Genomic DNA, 17,266 nt, shown 5'->3' with positions numbered 1-17,266 from the left:
ATGGCCAACTCCCTGCGCATTAGCACGGTTGGAGTTCGCGGCATCGTTGGCCCTGGGCTCCAAGCCCGCCACGCGCTCGAATTCGCCGCTGCCTTCAGTTTTCTCCTCGATCGTCCCGGACCCATTCTCATCGGGCGTGACCCGCGCGCCTCGAGCATCATGTTGCGCGAAGGAATCATTGCCTCCCTGTTGGCCAGTGGCCGCGATGTGATCGATCTGGGACTTGCTTCGACGCCTGTCGTGCAACACGCCATCCAGAGAACAAACGCCGCCGGCGGAATCTCGATCGGCGCCTCGCACAACAGCGCCGAATGGAATGCGTTGAAGTTTCTGGGGCCGAATGGAAATTATCTGTCGACTGGTGAGGCCTCGGAACTACTCGACATCTACCATCTGCGCCGCTTTGATTTCAAAGATTGGCGGGAGGTTGGGCTTCTGCATCATAGCGATGATGCGATTGATTTCTATATCGAAGATCTTGAACGGGTCTTTGATGTCACGGCGCTGAAGAATCTTCGCATCGTCGCAGATTGCTCTTCGGGCCTGTCGAGTCTGATTCTGGCGCGGCTCAAGGAGCGGCATTCGCTCAACATCACGATGATCAACGCGGCGATGGAGCCGAAGGCTTTTGCTCACATCCCCAATACCAATGCCCGGACGGTGGGGCTGCAACTGGCGCCGGTTGTGCAAGCGATCGGAGCCGATCTCGGTGTTCTTTTCGACATGGATAGTGACCGGATTGCGGTTTGCTGTGGCGATGGCGAAGTGGTGAGCGAGGAACTGATTCTGCCGCTGCTGGCCGAGCACCAACTGCGCAAGCAGCCCGGCCGCTTGGTGATCACCAATCTGTCGACCACTTCGCTGCTCGAAGAGATTGCAAAGAAATACGATGCGACTGTGTTGCGGGTGCCGGTGGGCCGTCAATATGCGATGGATGCGTTGGCGATGTATCCTGCCGAGCGAATTGCGATTGCCGGAGAAGGCACTGGTGCGGTGATGCTGCCGGAGTTCCGCTTTGTCTATGACGGAATCGCCAGTCTGATTGCGCTTGCGAGCCGCTTGCAGTCCGAGGGCAGAACGCTCAAGGAGATTCTTGCGACCATGCCAGCCTATGACATGTGCAAGGCCGAAGTGAAGCTCGATTCCAAGCGGATTCCGGAGATGATGACGCAGCTCGAAGATCTGTGGCAGACGGCTCGCCTGGATACGCAGGATGGTCTCCGGGCCGACCTTCCGAATGGCTGGTTCCATGTGCGTGTCTCCAATACGGAACCGATTGTTCGAGTGATCGCCGAGACCCGCGAGGGCCGCGCGGATGCCTTGATGGCAAATATTTTGGAGACGGTACGCAACTATGCGTGAGCACAAACTGAAGGTGGGCGTCTCGGGGGTGCGTGGCGTTGTGGGTGAGTTCCTCACCCCGCTGCTGGCGGCAGACTTTGCCCAAGCTTTTGGAACCTATGTCGGTCATGGCCGGGTGGTGGTGGGCCGCGATACTCGCTTCACTGGCCCGATGATCGAGCATGCCGTAGTTTGCGGGTTACTGGCCGCGGGCTGCGAAGTGGTTCGTGTCGGAGTGCAGACTACGCCGACCATCCAGATCTATGTCGCCGAGACGGGCGCCGTGGGCGGCATCGGCATCACCGCCTCGCACAATCCGGCTGAGTGGAATGCGCTCAAGCTCTTCAATGGCGATGGGCTGTTCTTCAATCATTACGAACGCACCGAGTTGCTCGATCTGTTCCACCAGAGCGATTTTACGGAGGCGACAAACGAGGAGATGCTGGGGCTCACGGTGGATGAAGAAAGCCCCTGGAAGCGTCACATCGATCGTGTTTTGAAGCATGTCGATGTGGAGCGCATTCGTGCCCGGCGCTTCCGTGTGGCGATTGATGGCGTCAATGGCGCAGGCTCGCGGATGAGTGTTTGGTTTCTCGAACAAGTGCTGGGCTGCGAGCTGCACGCGATTCATGTGGACCCGACAAAGACCTTCCCGCGCGAGGCCGAGCCGAAGCCGGAAACGCTCGGCGAATTGATGGCGCTGGTGCGGGAGCATGGTTGCGACATCGGCTTCGGCCAGGACCCGGACGGCGACCGCCTCGCGGTTTGCGATGAGCGGGCCGAAATGATCGATAACGATGACATGCTCGCCCTCGCGGTAGAAGCGGCGCTGTCGCGCGCCACTGGCGATGTGGTTGTGAATCTCACCACCTCGAGTGTCATCGATGAGGTGGCCTCCCGCTTTGGCGTGCGCGTATATCGCACGGCGGTGGGCGAAGCGAATGTGGTGGAGCGGATGCGCGCCGTCAAGGCTCTGATTGGCGGTGAAGGTTCGAGCGGTGGCGTGATCTTTTCGGGCACGCATCTTTGCCGGGATAGCTATATGGCGATGGCCCTGCTTCTCGATCGCATGGCCGGCGAAGGCAAGACCCTCAGCCAGATGAACGGCGCGCTGCCGCGCTTTCATCGCTATGGCGGCAAGGTGCAATTCGCACACGGCAAGTTGGGTGGCTTGATGCTGGCGATGGAGAAGGCGCACCCACAGGCGCAACTCGAGCGTATGGACGGACTGAAGCTGAATCTGCCGGAGGGTTGGATTCATCTGCGCGCCTCCAATACGGAGCCCATTCTGCGTGTCGCGGTGGAAAGCAAAGATGCGGCGCGGGCCAAACAGCTTTTTGACCAATCGATGACGCTGCTGCGCTCTTGATCTTTTTCGGGAACTAAATGACTGCTCCGCGTCCATTACAGGCAGTGCTGATCGCGGAACCCAAACGAGCCGAAACCGTCCCCGACCTACGGCAGCTCTACGCGCATCTGCACCCGCGCCTGTACCGCTTCGGACTTGCTTTTTCCGGATCGGAATCGCGCGCGGCGGAGGCAATTCAGGAGGCTTTTCTCGATCTGATTCGCAACCCCGGGCTCTTTAATCCGTCGCGGGGGAGCGCGCAGGCTTTTCTCTACGGCGTGGTCCGGAATCGGTTGCGGTCGTCGCGGCGCAATGAGCGGGAGGAGCCGCTCGAGGACGACAACGCTGCTGACGGCGACTTGCTCCTGCATCTCGAAAGAGAACAGCGCATCCATGCGGTTCGCGATGCCATCTTGTCTCTGCCGGAACACTATCGCGAGGTCGTGTTGCTTTGTGAAATTGAAGAGTGCAGTTATGAGGATGCTGCGGCTGCTCTTGACATTGCCATTGGTACGGTTCGCTCCCGGCTGAGCCGCGCTAAACAACAATTGAAACTTCGTCTGAGGCAATTTGAAGGAGAGATCCGATGAAGCTCGATTCGCTTTTGAACGAATACCGCGACGCCTTGCCCGCCGCTCCTGCTTTCGATTTCGAGGCGCTCCTGCAGCGGGAGCAGGCGCGCCGCAGACGGAACCGGATCGTGAGCATTGGCTTGCTGGCTGCGGCCGCTTCGCTGGCGATCTGGTTCGGCCGTCGTCCTGTTCCGGTATCGATTGTGACGCCACCGCCTCTTCCGGTGGCCGCCGTGGGAGCGCCTTCGGTGGAGCCTGTTGTCTTGCCTGTGGCGGCTCCAGCGCCCCGCCGGCGCAAGCCGCATCTCCCACCGAAAACGGAACAACCCAATTCCTGGTCTGGTTTTATCGCGCTGGCCCAGGCGGAGATGTTACCTGAGCCTGTCACGCTGCAAGTGCTGCGGATCAACATCAGCCGAGATCGTTTGACTGCGCTGGGCCTGGTGCAGGCTCAGTTGGAACCCAATGCCAACGTTACCGCCGAGGTCTTGCTTGGCGAAGACGGCATGGCCCGCGCCATCCGAATCCCATCCACCGAATAACTGAAATAGGAGAATCTCATGAAAACGCTTTGTAGTCTTGCTCTTGGAGCAGGTCTTGTTCTTTCCGGCCAGGAGCCCAACATCAGTGTCCAGGCGATACCGGCAATGCCGGCGCAAGCCTCCTTCACTTACTTTGCAAACCGCGCGGAGTTGGCCGTCAAGGGCGCTCCGTACTCTGCGGACACCATCACCGAAATGGTCCAGACCCTCGGCGATGGCAATCGCATTTCGCAAACGAACAAGAGTTCTTTTGCCCGCGATTCCGAAGGCCGTACGCGCCGTGAGACGACCATCGTTGGCCTCGGAAAGCTCGGGCAAACAGAGTCTCCGATCGTCAGCATTTTTATCGACGACCCGGTGACCAAGACCAGCTATACGCTCGACCCGAATCGCAAGGTGGCCTTCAAGTCGAAGTCTGAAGCAGGAATGGCAGCAGTACGAGCCTTGAGCGGAAACATCAGGTCTATCGCCCCCGCGCCCCCAGCCAATGCGGAAACGCTTGTGATTGCGCGAGACACTGCTTCCACGAGTTCGGCGGTGATGCAGGTGCTGCCCGACAATGTTGCCAAGCGACAGGCTGAGGTTGCCTATATCCAGAAGCTGGATACGGTTCCGGCAGTGCGGTCCAATGCAAAGCACGAGGATCTCGGGACGCAGAATATCGAAGGTGTTTCGGCGAAAGGCTCGCGCGTGACGATGATCATCCCAGCCGGGGAGATGGGGAATGAGCGCGCGATCGAGGTCGTCACTGAGACCTGGTATAGCAATGAGATCAAGGCAACGGTACTGATGAAGCACTCGGATCCCCGTATGGGAGAAACTACCACCCGCATCTCGAACCTGCACCTTGGCGAGCCGTCCAAGAGCCTGTTTGAGCCGCCCAGCGATTATCAGGTGGATGAGACTCCGTTTCACGGCGTTACGATGCCGGCGCAGACGATTCGAGTGCGTGAGGAGAACTAGGGTTTCTTCTTGAACAGGTCGAGGATGGAGTTCACATTCTCCATCATTTGCTTCGGATCCTTGGGGCTAAACGATTGTAGCTTCATCTTCGCAATCGCCCCAGGGTCCGGAGTGATGACCGGATGCGCGAAGCTGCCCTTGATGCTGGCCGGAATCATCAGATTGCCTGCTCCGTTGGCCATCGCTGCCGTCATAAAGCCTCCCACCTTAGCTCCCCCTACCGTCTCGCTGAAGCGTTTGTCGAGGATGCTCATGAGCTTGAGGTCCAGGGTCTGATCGGCGAGATTCATCGAGCCGGTGAGAGCTGCAGTCAGATTGGCCAGATCCATCTTCAAATTCTGCGTCGTTGCCGCGCCGTTCACAATCGCCAAGTCCCCGTTGATCCCCAGGAACTGCGTGAAGCTCTCCGCCCCTTTTTGAAAGCCGAGAAACTTGGCGATCAGTGCCAGTTCATTGGTCAGATTGAAGCTGGCAATCTTGCCCTGATCGAACTTCACGGAGAGGTTGCCGTTGAGACTGCGGGCCATTTGCACCGCATCGGCTGGGGTGAAGCGTAGATTCAGATTTGCAGACATCGGACCGCTCACAATGCTCTTCAATCCAGTGGTTGCTCCGAGCAGTTGGCCCGATTCGATCTTGTCGAGCTTCGATACCAGGGTATAGACGGCAGGAGTCGCTTTCATATCGATCGTCATGTTGCCGCTATGCTTGCCTCCATATACGGTTGCGTTCAAAGGGTTCAAAGTCATCTGACGATCCCGGTATTCCATGCGGGAGGAGACTTGGCTCAGCTTCAGGTCGGACATCTCTAAGCTGCCGATGTTCAGCGAGCCATCTGCTGTCAGTTTTGACGGTGTGGTGCCCGGTTTGCCGCCGCTTTCTTTGAGCAAGCTCAGCATCTCATTCAGGCGGAGTTGGTCGGCATTCAGTTGGAAGCTGAGGGAGGGCTGCGCAAAGTTCGCGATCCGCATCTCCCCACGTGCTGTCGTCGAGCCGATGCTGGCGTCGATTCCCGTCAATGCGGCTGCGTTCGATTCAAACTTGAAGTCGGTGTTGCGGATGGTCACTGCCTTGGTGAGCTGAGGCAATTGCAGATTCGCGTCGCGCAGCGAGCCGGAGCCAGCAAACTGCAAGTCCCGGACAGACCCATGCACGCGCACTTGGAGTTTGGCTTGTCCGGTAGAACTGATTCCATCCACAGCGGAGACGCCGTAAGCGCGGGCAATCGCGAGGAGCTCTGCCACTTGTGCGTTCGGGGCAATCAGCGTCGCTTCCACGACCGGCGCCGTTGCATACTTCGTCACCACGCCATAGGTCTGGATCTGCGTTGAGCCGCTACTGACATTTGCAGGCTCCAGCGTGATTCGTTCCGGGGTCAGGTCGAGCACGAGCTTTGCGGTTTTCACGGGTTGCTTGATATCGCCGCCTGAGACTTCAAAACCGCTGACGTTGATGCGGCCATTGAGCACCGGGTTTTCGAGGCCGCCTTGGGCCTGGATCTTTGCCACCACGTCTCCCTGGACGCTCATTCCTTTCGGGAGGAATAACGGGGCCAGATCGGCGATGGGAGACTTGGGCACCTCGATCTCCAGATGAAGCGCCTCGCCAACCATCTCGCCGTTGATCTTGCCCTTTAGCGAAGCAAGTGAGAAGGTCATATCGTCGATCACGGTTTTGCTCTTGGCCATCGCAATGCGTCCGTCGATCGAAATCGCACCTCCCTTGGGCAGGGTGGCTGACACGCGGAGTCCGAAGGGCTTGCCTTCTGCATAGTCGCGGGCCTCAGCGGAGAGCTGGGAATACTCTTCTCGCTTCTTTCCTGGCTGCGTGACCCCGACTTGCGCCTGCTCGATGGCGAGCCGCCCCAGGACCACTGCGCTTGGGCTGCTGTCATTTGTCTTCGCTCCAATCGACTGGTAGTTCCAACGCTTAGCGGCATTCTGAATCAACTCAATCGCTGGCTTTGTCACGATCACGCTCTCGATCTCGACCTTGCCTGTGAGCAGCGGCAGGAACTTCGGGATGATCTCAACAGAAGCTGCCTGCAGAAAAGGCGTCTTCGAAAAGTTGGGATCATCGGCAATGCTCAGGCCTGTGGCCCGAAAATTGGGAGGAAACAGATGAAAACTCAGGGCTTCCATGCTGGCTGGCCGCTGCAATGCTTCTGACAACTGCGCTTCCACCACGGGCTTCATCTTTTCGGGACTCACCAAGAAAAGTAGTGCCCCTCCCGCCAGTAGCGGTATCCCCACCAGCACCGCCAGCCCGATCCTAAGTTTCTGATTCATACCTCACGAGTGTACTGGCTGAATGTGTCAATGTGGAGGTGCCATGCCACGCCCCGATGTCATTGAAATGAACCCACCGCGACCTCCTGGATTCCCAGGTTTTGGATGGGGTGGTTGGGTGATCCTGATCCTGATTCTTGTAGCCAGTGCCCGTTCGATTGCCAGTGCCTGGATTGACTATGCCTGGTGGCGCGAACTGGGCCAGACGGAGACCTGGGGGCAGACCATCCTCTACGGCTGGTTGCCGAATCTCGCCGCCGGTCTGCTGGTCTTCCCGATTTTCTGGATTCTCTATCTGCGGGCGCGCTCACGCTTCCAGACTGGAAGCGACATCTGGAAACTGGGCGCCGGGCTCATTGCTTCGCTGGTCTTTGGTGCGGTGTTGATCGATAACTGGACTGTCGCCCGCTTTTACGGAGCAACGGCCTCGGCGAACGATGCCTGGCGGGATCCGGTCTTCTCCCACCCGATTGGCTTTTACTTCTTTCAGCTTCCCTTCTACGAGATGTTGCTTCGCTATCTCCAGGGAATTCTGATTGTCGGCTTTGTGATCTATTGGCTCACTAGCCGCTTCGATAGTCTGCGGGAGCGCTTCTCTCAAATGGATCCGCAAGAAGGGATCGATCTGAGTGGTCTCAATTTGGGCGATGTCCTGCGCGGCCCATCCGTACGGGTCGTGATCGCGCTGTTTTTCCTGTTGTTGGCCGCCCGGACCTGGCTCGGCCGTTATGATGTGTTGTTCTCCGACCACGGCTTTCTTGTGGGAGCGGATTATGTTGACATCCGGGTTGTGCTTCCGCTGGTCTGGACCCTGGTGGGTGCGTGTGTGATCGGCGCATTGCTGGTGCTGGCTCGCCGCCTGGGGATGGCCGTTCTTCTGGTGCTGGTTGTCTATGCGGCTGGAGCCGTGTTGCCCAAGATCGTGAATGCGCTCAGCGTGCGTCCGAACGAGATTTCCTTGCAAAAACCTTATATCGAGCAGCATATTGATGCGACCCGTTCTGCTTTTGGGCTCGGTTCCCAACTGACGGAGCGCGACTTCCCGGCTCGCATTGGCGGCAGTTTCGAGCCTGCCAAGCACCAGGCGCTGCTCAATAATGTTCGTCTGTGGGATTGGCAGGCCTTTCATGACACGATCACCCAGATCCAGGCGTTGCGGCCCTATTATGTTTTTGCGGACACCGATGTGGATCGCTATCCGGGGCCGGATGGAGAGTTGAACCAGGTTCTTCTCAGCCCGCGCGAATTGGATGTTCGCCAGCTTCCCGATGCCCAGAGCCGCTGGATCAATCCTCATTTCATCTACACGCATGGCTATGGCATGGTCATGGCAGACGCCAATGGCATCACTCCCGATGGGCTGCCGGAGCTTCTGATCAAGGATGCGCCGTTGGTGGCCGTTGCGTCCGCTCCCAAGGTGACGCGCCCTGAGTTGTACTATGGCGAGGCGACGCATGAGCCGGTCTTTGTCCGTACGGCGCAGCCCGAGTTCAACTACCCCTCTGGCACCGAGAACGTTCACAGTAAGTACCAGGGGCAGGGCGGGATTCCGATTGATGGACTGCTGATGCGCTTTGCCGCTTCTGTGGCGGAGGGGGATTGGAACATCCTGCTGACGGACTATCTCACTGCGGATTCCCGGATGCTGATTCGGCGCAATGTGATCAAGCGGGTGGATACGCTTGCTTCTTTTGTCTCCTGGGATGAAGACCCGTATCTGGTGGTGAGCCAGGATGGGCGGTTGATCTGGATGATCGATGGCTACACCGCGCACTCGATGCACCCTTACTCGAGAAGTGTAAACACTCCATATGGCCGCTTGAACTACATGCGTAACAGCGTCAAGGCTACCGTCGATGCCTATGACGGTTCCGTCCACCTCTATGCCTGGGACGAGAAAGATCCTGTTCTGGCCGCATACCGGCAGCTCTTCCCGAAGCTCTTCCAGCCGGCAGGCACTTTACCTGCCGATCTGCGTGCCCATGCTCGCTATCCGGAGACTTTCTTCCGGGTCCAGGCCGAGATGTACCGTACTTATCACATGAAAGATCCGGAGGCTTTCTACAATCGCGAAGATCCCTGGGATTTTGCGCAAACGGCGGAAGGGATTGATGGACGTCCGGAACAGGTGCGCCCCACTTATGTGATGGCTACTCTTCCCGGGGAAGCCAAGCCGGAATTTATTCTGCTCACCACCTTCACGCCCCGCAACAAACAGAATCTGATTGGCTTGATGGCGGCCCGCTGCGATGGCACCCGTCTCGGGGAGATCGAAGTCCTGCGGCTCTCGAAGCAGGAACTGATCTTTGGTCCGATGCAGATTGCCGCCCGTATCAATCAAGACCAGAACATCTCAAAGGACCTGTCGCTTTGGAACCAGCAGGGGAGCAAGGTGATCAAGGGGCAAATGCTGGTGCTTCCCATGGACGACCAGTTTCTCTATGTGGAGCCGATCTATATCAAGGCGACCAATGCGCCCATGCCTGAGATGAAGAAGGTTGCCGTCGGGCTGGGAAGTGTCATTGGTTATGGAGACACTTATGCGGAGGCTCTCGCGCAGTTGGGCGGGCGGGGGACACCGTCTGCTCCCAGCAGCAGCCCTGCTGCCGCGCCGGTGACAACGAACAACCCACCGGCTGGCAGCGATCCCCGGCTGGAGAAGGTACGCTCCCGGATGCGTCGCTACCGGGAACTGATGGGACAAGGTAAATTCGTCGATGCGGCTCGAGAGCTCGAAGCTCTCGAAGGTGAGATGAAGTAGCGCTGCGAGTCTGGAATCCCGAAAGGGGAGCCGTCAGCGCCTCAAGGGATGGATTCCCTGCGCGAGGTCTTCCATGGACTCCGTTCTCTGGCCAAAGGGCGGCCGATTTCGTACGACCTTCCAGCGCTGATTCGAGCACAGGTGTTTGAAGCCATGGTGCATGATTTGCGCGAAGTGCTGTGACTACGAGAGAGGTGCAAGGCCACGGCTGTGGTGATCGATAGCCGCACGTTGCAATCTCCAGAGAGCTCAACACAGGAAGGCAGCACGGTGCACCTTGCTGTAGACACGTTGGGGTACTGTTGGCCTTACCTGTGACTCCGGCAGCGACCGAACAAGTGCAGCAGATCAACGAAGGGAATGTGGAACTGGCCTGAGTGGATCAATGTGATACCGGTGCAGTGGCGGCACAATAGCAGAGTTCTGCTTCCAGTCGTTGGGTTGTCGAGTGGAGCTTCGGTTGGGCTACCTGCTTTCGCCCCCCCCCTCGTTCGTGAGGTTGACCGCATGCCTCTTCCTGAAGCGGCATGCCTCGCGACACCGCTAAGTTCGCGACAGACTCTAGACGGGTGAGTCAGCGTATCTGACGTTGATGGACGGAGGAAAACTGCATCTGCCGGTGGGTGTCGAATGCACTGCTGTCTGGGGGATCAGCCGGCGCAGCGTTGGGTCCTCTACGTAACGTGGGCTGGGGAACTAGACCGTGCCCATGTCGCTGCGGTGGCCGGAGAGAATCTCGCTTGGCCTAGGGAGACCAGGGCCAAGAAAGGATTTGTGCTGCTTCCGCGGCGCTGGGTGGCGGAACGTCGTTGCGGTTGGGCTACCCGGTTCCGCCGTCTCGTCCGCGATTGCGAACGCATCCCTCAAACTCTTTCTGAAGCTAGAGCTTCTAGGCGGTGGCCCGCCGGCGGCGGCTGCGATCCATCGAAACGGATTTACGGGAAGACTGGGTCTCCTTCATCCGTTCGGTGGCTGCGGCGACTGCCTCGCTGAGGTTTTCGCGCTGGACTTCCTTGGCTCCCCAGGAGAAGACCACCGAGAAGGTACCGAGATTCCGCAACTGGAAGTCCCAGAGCTGCTCCGATAATTCGCTCAAGCGGCGCTGTGCGGCGGAGCCTGAGAGCTTGGCGAAGATCAGGACGAACTCGTCGGGCTTCTTCCGGGTGCAGAATCCATCGATGCCCGCCAGCCCGGTCATCAGGCCATCCACGCTCCGCAGGAGTTCATCGGCTGCCGCACCCAGATTCTCGTGAAGCTGCCCATACTCATTGATGCCCACTGAGACAACCAGTCCGGTGAGCAGTTCCTTGCGCTCAAGGAGCCCGGAGAAGACGTCCACGGGATGAATGCCAGAAGGCACAACCAGATTGGGCATGAACTCTTCGAGATTTGATTCCGCCTCGTGATTGAGCAGGAGTTCACCGTCCGGGTGGAGGTTCAGCTGGGGCAGAATCGGCAAGGCTGACATTGAAGTCAGTGGGGTGGGCTCAAAGGCATAAGGCAGGCGAGGCGATTCCGCGCTTGGGGCCTCGCTGTAGAAATGAGAATGGGGCGCAAATTCGGCGACCAACTCCTCAAGGAATTGATCAAAGTCTGGTGTTTTAAGCGCCTCGGCCTCATGGGTTTCGGTCTCGACCGCTGCGACCACTGGCGTATCGGTCGCAGTCCCATTCGTGCTGGACTCCTCTGCCTCGAGCGCGACCGGCGCCATTTCCTCTTCCGGAAGAATGGCTTCGATTTGCACTTCTTCCAGCACCGGTTCTGCTTCTGTCAGTTCTGCTTCCAGAGTTTTCTGGGCGACGATCTCTGCGGGCTCGGGAGCGACAACCAGCGGACTTTCGGCTACTGCTACAACTTCTTCTGCAATAGAGGGAGTCTCCGGCTCCATCTCCGGTTCGAGCGCAACTGTTTCTTCGGCAACCTCGACGGGCTCCACTGCCTCGACTGGCGCCGCTTTTGTTTCCCGGCGATTCAAATCGGGCATGAGCCGGATGCGGATCACGTTCGGGGGCAGAACCTCTTCGGCCTGGGGCAGTGCTGGTGCGACAAGAATTTCAGGGGGCGCAGGAGCCACTTCTGGTTCCGCTGCTACCGTGGGCAGCGTGGCTTCAGGCTCCGCAGCGGCGGCCACACGCGTCTCCGGGATCCTGGCGACTTTCACCTTTTCCCGTTCCGGTGCTGCATTGGCCACGAATTGGCGTTTCGGACTGGGGATGCTACTCACTGGAAAAGTAGAGAGAGAGGCGGGTGCCGGCGCGGCTGTTGTCACCTGGATCGGCCGGTTGATGATCGCCCGCAGCGCCGAGGTCTGATCCGAAAGCGCCTTGAGAATCGCTGAGGTCTCGCCGGCTGGCTGGCTGGCCGCAATGTCCTGACGCGCCAGGAGCTCAACGTGACTTTCCCGCAGCTTTTCATTACTGCCCTTCAGGTAGTCGACAAGCAACGCCACAAAGGCGCATCCCAGCACGATCAGGACACTGACGAAGATTTGGAGTTCGTATCCACTGAAATTCATAATTCTGCCGTTATAGGACTTATCCTACGGAGTTGCCGCTAAGGTTCCAATAGAACAATCGGTACAAAGTGCCTTGGTACTTTAGGTTTTTTCTTAGAAACGAAAACCTTAGCTTTGGGCTAGGGGATGCGGCAGGGCTAGGGTTCGAGGAGCACCTTCAGGGCTCCAGGCTGTTCCGCGGCTTGAAATCCAGCCACCGCCTCGCTCAATTTCTTCCTTTCCGTAATCATTCCTTGTAGAATCAAGTCCCCTGTCTTCAGTAGTTTTAGGGCCTTGGAGAAACGGCCGCAGCGGGACCCTACGAGTGAAATTTCGTTCACGATCAGAGGCGCCGTATCGAGGGTCAGCTTGCCGGCAACCGTCGACTTCATGACGATCGTGCCCCGGGGACGCACCATCTGCATGGCGGCTTCCAGCCCGGCTGTGGATCCGGTCGCATCTATGACGTACTGGTAGAGGCTTTGGGGAAGTCTAGGGTGAATTCGAGACACGAGTTTCCCGTTTACCCCCAAAGGCCTTAGGAGGTCCATCTTAGGCTGGTTCCTGCCGAACAAATCGACCCGCAACCCGGCGAGCTGCAAGACTTGTGCGATTAACAATCCCAGCTTTCCATCTCCGAGCACCGCAACTTCTGCCCCTTTCGCAAATCTCACCTGCTCCAGAATTTCGCAAGCTGCCGCGAGCGGTTCTGTGAATACAGCTTCCTCATCGGCGAGCGCAGCTGGCACTGTGAGCAAGTTTTCTTCTGGAAGCGTCAGATACTCGGCAAAAGCGCCTGGATGCCTTACGATTCCGAGCACGCTCCGTTTGGCGCAATGCCGGCCCATGCCGCTTTGGCAGAAGTCGCAGCGGCCGCAAGCCAGATTGATCTCTCCGACGACGCGCTTCCCCTTCAGGCGGCCGGTCATGACGTCGGCAACGAATTCATGGCCCGGAATCCCAGAGAATCCGTAGTAGCCCCGCAGCAGTTCGAGATCTGTGTTGCAGATGCCAGCCAGCCGCAAGCGCAGCAGCGCGTGGCCCGCTTTTACTTTGGGCTTGGGGGTGTCGATCACACTCAATTTTCCGGAGGCAATGTGTACGGCGATCATGCTTTCTATAATGGGGAATCTAACATGCGTGCGTATTTAGCCTGCTTCAACACGGTCTGCGGAGCCGTTTACCCCGTCACCGAAGTGATCTACACCTGTCCCAAGTGCGGGGGGCTGCTCGAAACTCGTTATGAAGGGCCGTCGCCGGAGGCCTGGACGCTCAAGCAAGTCTGGCGCGAGCGCAGAATGAGCAATCACCCGATCGACCAGAGCGGGGTGTGGCGTTATCGCGAAATGTTTCCTTTCCTTGAAGAGGATCGGCATGTGATCACCCTCCGTGAGGGAAACACTCCGATTCTCGATACCGTGCTCGCCTCCAGCTATGCCAGCGTCGATCGGATTCGATTCAAGCACCAGGGCTTCAATCCGACGGGCAGTTTTAAGGACAACGGGATGACGGCAGGCACTTCACAGGCCGTCCGGCTGGGCATGAAGCGTGTGGCCTGCGTCTCTACGGGCAATACCAGCGCTTCGATGGCCGCTTATGCGGTGTCGGCGGGGCTGGAACCGATTATCCTGATCCCGAACGGCAACATCGCATTCGGCAAGCTGGGGCAGGCGCTGGATTATGGTGCGAAGACCTTGCAGGTGGATGCGAACTTCGATCAGATTCTGGCCTTGGTTCGTGTTCTTGCGGAGAAGCTTGGGATTTATCTGTTAAATAGCGTGAATCCCTTCCGCATCGAAGGCCAGAAGTCGATCGTCATTGAAATGCTGGATCAGCTCGATTGGGAAGTTCCCGATTGGATCGTTGTCCCCGGCGGCAATCTCGGCAACATCAGCGCTTTCGGCAAGGGCGCGCGGGAGTTGTACGAGCAAGGCTTTATCACACGGATGCCGAAGTTCGCGGTCATTCAGGCTGCGGGTGCGAGCCCCTTCTATGAATTCATGAAGGCGCCTCACGAGCATGGTTTTACGCCGAATACGCACCCCGAAACGCTGGCCACTGCCATTAAGATTGGCGACCCGGTCTCCTGGCCGAAAGCCTGGCAGACCATCGGTGCCGAGGGCGTGGTGGAGAGTGTCACCGAGCAGGAGATTGCCGACGCAAAGGCCGTCATTGGCCGCTCCGGCATTGGTTGCGAACCGGCGAGCGCGACGACGCTGGCCGGGGTCAAGAAGCTGCGGGCCGCTGGCAAGATCCGCGCAGACGAGTCGATCGTCGCCGTGCTGACCGGCAACGTGCTGAAGGACCCCGACTACATTTACCGCTACCACACCAATCAGTTGAAGGACCCGCAGGAGCAAGCGCTCACCGGCACCTATGCAAACCCGCCGGTCGTTGTCGCAAACGACTTTGCTGCGATCGCCAAGCTCCTGGGAGACTAGTCTCCATGTTGCGGCGTCTCTTTCTGCTGCTCTTTTTCGGGGTGCTCTGCGCGGTTGCTTATTTCAGCTATCGCTACCAGAGTACGAACCTCGAAACGACCGAATTGAATCAGGAAGAGCGCCAGAAGCTGAAGGCGCCGGGCCTGTACCTCCGGACCCAGTCCGGCGTCACGCATTACGAGATTGCCGGGCCAGAGACGGCGCAGACTGTCGTGCTGGTGCATGGCTTCTCGGTGCCCTATTACCTCTGGGATGGCACCTTTGAGGCCCTGGTGCAGGCGGGCTATCGCGTGCTTCGCTACGATCTCTATGGCCGTGGGGAGTCGGACCGGCCCTTTGCCGACTACAACGGCGCCCTTTTTGTGCGGCAGCTCGCGGAACTTCTTGCGAGGTTGCAGATTTCATCGAAGGTCGATCTGATTGGCGCCTCGATGGGCGGCCCAATCCTTGCGGACTATGCCGTGCAGCACCCGGACCGGGTGAACAGCCTGACGCTGATCGGACCCGGCTATTCGCATGGCGGCCGCCTGCCCTGGCAACTGCGGACTCCGGTGATTGGGGAGTATCTTTTTGCAACGCAGATCACGCCGAATTTGCCGCGCGCGCAACTGTCTGACTTTGTCGATCCTGGCAAGTTTCCCGACTGGAGCGAGCGCTACAAAGCGCAAATGCGCTATCGCGGCTTCCGTCGCGCCTTGCTCTCCACGCTGCGGCATTACGCAACCGCCGATTGGGTGCAGAGCTACACCGCAGTGGGCAAGATGAAGATTCCGGTCTTCCTCATTTGGGGGAAGGCTGATCGCGATGTCCCTTTCCGCTATCGCGTGGAACTGCGCAAGGAGATGCCGCAAGCGGAGTTTCTCGCACTGGAGAAGTCCGCTCATGTCCCCTTTCTCGAAGAGCCGGAGATCACCAGGCCGGCGATGATTCGCTTTCTCGCCGCACACCCCAACCGCCCGCTATAAGGGTGTTCCGATCATGGTGGGTTCGATCGGGGGCAGATCCGTGTCCGCTGTTTTCAGCTCGCTCAGGGACGGTCCATTCAGGACTTGGCCATCGGTATCAAATCGCGAGCCATGGCAAGGGCAATCCCAGGACTTCTCAACATTGTTCCAGTTCACAATACAACCGAGGTGCGGGCATACGGCTGTCCTGGTCACAATCTTGCCGTGATTGTCCCGATAGAGGGCCAACTTGTTCAGCCCCACCAACAGGACGCCGCCTTCGCCTGGTGTCAGATCGTCTTCGCTCTGCAAATCGCCGGAACGAACCCAATCTACAAACTGTGCGGCGACGTTCGCATTCTCCTGGAGGTACTTTGCGGCAGCGGAGAGGTTCGTGCGGGCCGGGTCATAGAGGCGCAGATAGCCGTCTGTCTTTCCCATCATGAGATCCCGGATGATCATGCCACCCAGGGTGCCGTGTGTCATGCCGTGTCCGGAGTCGCCTGTAATCACATAGAGGTGGTCGTCGCCCGGATTGCGGCCCAGAAAGGCGAGCCCATCGACGGGCTCCATCACTTGTCCAGACCACTGGGCGATGAGGGCTCCGGCCATCGGAAACTTGCGGCGGGCCCAGGCCGTGAGCGAAACAAAACGCGCGGCTGGGTCATTGTCCTGGCCGGTCTTATGGTCTTCTCCACCAACGATCAGGATCTTGCCGCTCTCATCCAGGCGAACGTAGTGATAGGGAGTCTCGGTATCCCAGTAGAGCGCCGGCTCGATGGCTCCTGCCGGAATCTCCAATGCAATCGCATAGCTGCGATAGGCGGCCTGCTTGGTGTGAATCTTGAGGCGATCGACAATGGGCGAATCGGTGGCCACCACCATCTCTGCGGCTCGCACCTGGAACCCTTGATCGCTGGTGGCTGTCCGGCTGTCACTGCTGAACTTGGTCACCCGGGTTCCCGTGAAAATCTTGCCGCCCAGATTCTCAATCGCTTGGACCAAGCCCTGCAAGTAAGCTGCCGGATTGAACTGGGCCTGGCGCGGGAAGCGCATCGCCGGACCAATATTGCCCCAGGATTCCGGAGCTTGATTCCTGGCCTCAAAGCTGACACCCGCCTTCATTGCGGCCTGGACTTCTTTGTCAAACAATCCCTCTGCATCGAGAACAGGGAAGCAGAGGAAGCCATCCAGTCTGGTGAAGCCGCACTCAATGCCTTCGGCGCTGATGATCCTCTCGATCTCATCGATTGCATCCACATGGCTCTGGTAGGCCAGCTTGACGCCCTCTGCGCCGTGGAGTCTTTCCAGTTCGGCAAAGCCATCATCGAGAGCGCTGGACAGGTGCGCCGTCGTCCGCAAGGTTTCGCCCTCTCCGGCCTGACGCGCCTCGAGCACCACCACCTCAATGCCCTCTTTGGCCAGCAGATAAGCGGTGCTCAACCCTCCAATGCCCGCACCAATAATACAAACCTGTGTGCTCAGGTGCTTGTGCAACGGCGCTGTGGGGCGGGGCGTGCCGTCCCCAACCCACAGAGATTTCGTCCCGGATTCTCGCATGCTGACTCTTAG

Annotated in this window: 13 protein-coding genes and 1 pseudogene; 10 read left to right on the top strand and 4 right to left on the bottom strand. The window is 58.6% G+C overall.

What is annotated here, in order from left to right; all coding sequences use genetic code 11:
- The 5 genes from M017_RS0104005 to M017_RS0103985 are packed head-to-tail and all read left to right on the top strand — an operon-like array spanning position 1 to position 4,766.
- Complete coding sequence (locus M017_RS0104005; protein WP_031495988.1) at positions 1 to 1,362, top strand: phosphohexomutase domain-containing protein; 1,362 nt, start codon at positions 1 to 3, stop codon at positions 1,360 to 1,362.
- Complete coding sequence (glmM, locus tag M017_RS0104000; protein WP_031495986.1) at positions 1,355 to 2,710, top strand: phosphoglucosamine mutase; 1,356 nt, start codon at positions 1,355 to 1,357, stop codon at positions 2,708 to 2,710. The genes M017_RS0104005 and glmM overlap by 8 nt, the downstream gene beginning before the upstream one ends.
- A 17-nt stretch (positions 2,711 to 2,727) precedes the next feature.
- A complete protein-coding gene (locus M017_RS0103995; protein WP_031495984.1) occupies positions 2,728 to 3,279 on the top strand; it encodes an RNA polymerase sigma factor in 552 nt (183 codons plus the stop codon).
- Positions 3,276 to 3,803, top strand: coding sequence for a hypothetical protein (locus tag M017_RS0103990; RefSeq protein ID WP_031495982.1), 528 nt, complete (start codon positions 3,276 to 3,278; stop codon positions 3,801 to 3,803). The genes M017_RS0103995 and M017_RS0103990 overlap by 4 nt, the downstream gene beginning before the upstream one ends.
- A gap of 18 nt (positions 3,804 to 3,821) precedes the next feature.
- Positions 3,822 to 4,766: a hypothetical protein gene (locus M017_RS0103985; RefSeq protein WP_031495980.1), complete on the top strand. Its 945-nt coding sequence runs from the start codon at positions 3,822 to 3,824 to the stop codon at positions 4,764 to 4,766.
- Here M017_RS0103985 and M017_RS0103980 read toward each other — a convergent pair.
- Complete coding sequence (locus M017_RS0103980; protein ID WP_080507486.1) at positions 4,763 to 7,054, bottom strand: AsmA family protein; 2,292 nt, start codon at positions 7,052 to 7,054, stop codon at positions 4,763 to 4,765. The two genes, M017_RS0103985 and M017_RS0103980, sit on opposite strands and share 4 nt — an antisense overlap.
- A gap of 43 nt (positions 7,055 to 7,097) precedes the next feature.
- Between M017_RS0103980 and M017_RS0103975 the strand changes: the two genes are divergently transcribed.
- From M017_RS0103975 to M017_RS30105, 3 genes and pseudogenes are all read left to right on the top strand, one after another.
- Positions 7,098 to 9,815 (top strand): UPF0182 family protein, encoded by a 2,718-nt coding sequence (locus tag M017_RS0103975; RefSeq protein ID WP_238325805.1) that lies wholly within the window; start codon positions 7,098 to 7,100, stop codon positions 9,813 to 9,815.
- Between the two features lie 48 nt (positions 9,816 to 9,863).
- Positions 9,864 to 9,998, top strand: a complete 135-nt coding sequence (locus M017_RS30385) for a hypothetical protein (protein WP_272945383.1) — start codon at positions 9,864 to 9,866, stop codon at positions 9,996 to 9,998.
- Positions 9,999 to 10,574: 576 nt separating this feature from the next.
- Positions 10,575 to 10,808: pseudogene (locus M017_RS30105) on the top strand (hypothetical protein); the annotation flags it as partial.
- On the opposite strand, the gene M017_RS0103965 reads toward M017_RS30105, so the two are convergent.
- Together M017_RS0103965 and M017_RS0103960 are read right to left on the bottom strand one after the other, a co-directional pair.
- The gene (locus M017_RS0103965) at positions 10,705 to 12,330 is read right to left on the bottom strand and encodes a hypothetical protein (RefSeq protein ID WP_031495976.1); all 1,626 of its coding nucleotides are present in this window, start codon (positions 12,328 to 12,330) and stop codon (positions 10,705 to 10,707) included. The pseudogene M017_RS30105 and the gene M017_RS0103965 sit on opposite strands and share 104 nt — an antisense overlap.
- Before the next feature lie 137 nt (positions 12,331 to 12,467).
- The gene (locus tag M017_RS0103960) at positions 12,468 to 13,421 is read right to left on the bottom strand and encodes an MDR/zinc-dependent alcohol dehydrogenase-like family protein (protein WP_031495974.1); all 954 of its coding nucleotides are present in this window, start codon (positions 13,419 to 13,421) and stop codon (positions 12,468 to 12,470) included.
- Between the two features lie 24 nt (positions 13,422 to 13,445).
- Between M017_RS0103960 and thrC the strand changes: the two genes are divergently transcribed.
- Together thrC and M017_RS0103950 are read left to right on the top strand one after the other, a co-directional pair.
- Positions 13,446 to 14,750, top strand: a complete 1,305-nt coding sequence (gene thrC / locus M017_RS0103955; RefSeq protein ID WP_031495973.1) for a threonine synthase — start codon at positions 13,446 to 13,448, stop codon at positions 14,748 to 14,750.
- A gap of 5 nt (positions 14,751 to 14,755) precedes the next feature.
- Entirely contained in the window at positions 14,756 to 15,715 is a 960-nt protein-coding gene (locus M017_RS0103950; RefSeq protein ID WP_031495972.1) for an alpha/beta fold hydrolase, read from the top strand.
- Here M017_RS0103950 and M017_RS0103945 read toward each other — a convergent pair.
- Positions 15,710 to 17,254: an FAD-dependent oxidoreductase gene (locus M017_RS0103945; protein WP_080507485.1), complete on the bottom strand. Its 1,545-nt coding sequence runs from the start codon at positions 17,252 to 17,254 to the stop codon at positions 15,710 to 15,712. The genes M017_RS0103950 and M017_RS0103945 overlap by 6 nt on opposite strands.
- Positions 17,255 to 17,266 lie beyond the last annotated feature (12 nt).

Origin of the sequence: Bryobacter aggregatus MPL3, assembly GCF_000702445.1 — a bacterium.
In the GTDB taxonomy this organism is placed as follows: Bacteria; Acidobacteriota; Terriglobia; order Bryobacterales; family Bryobacteraceae; genus Bryobacter; species Bryobacter aggregatus.
This window is presented reverse-complemented; position numbering and strand designations above follow the sequence as displayed.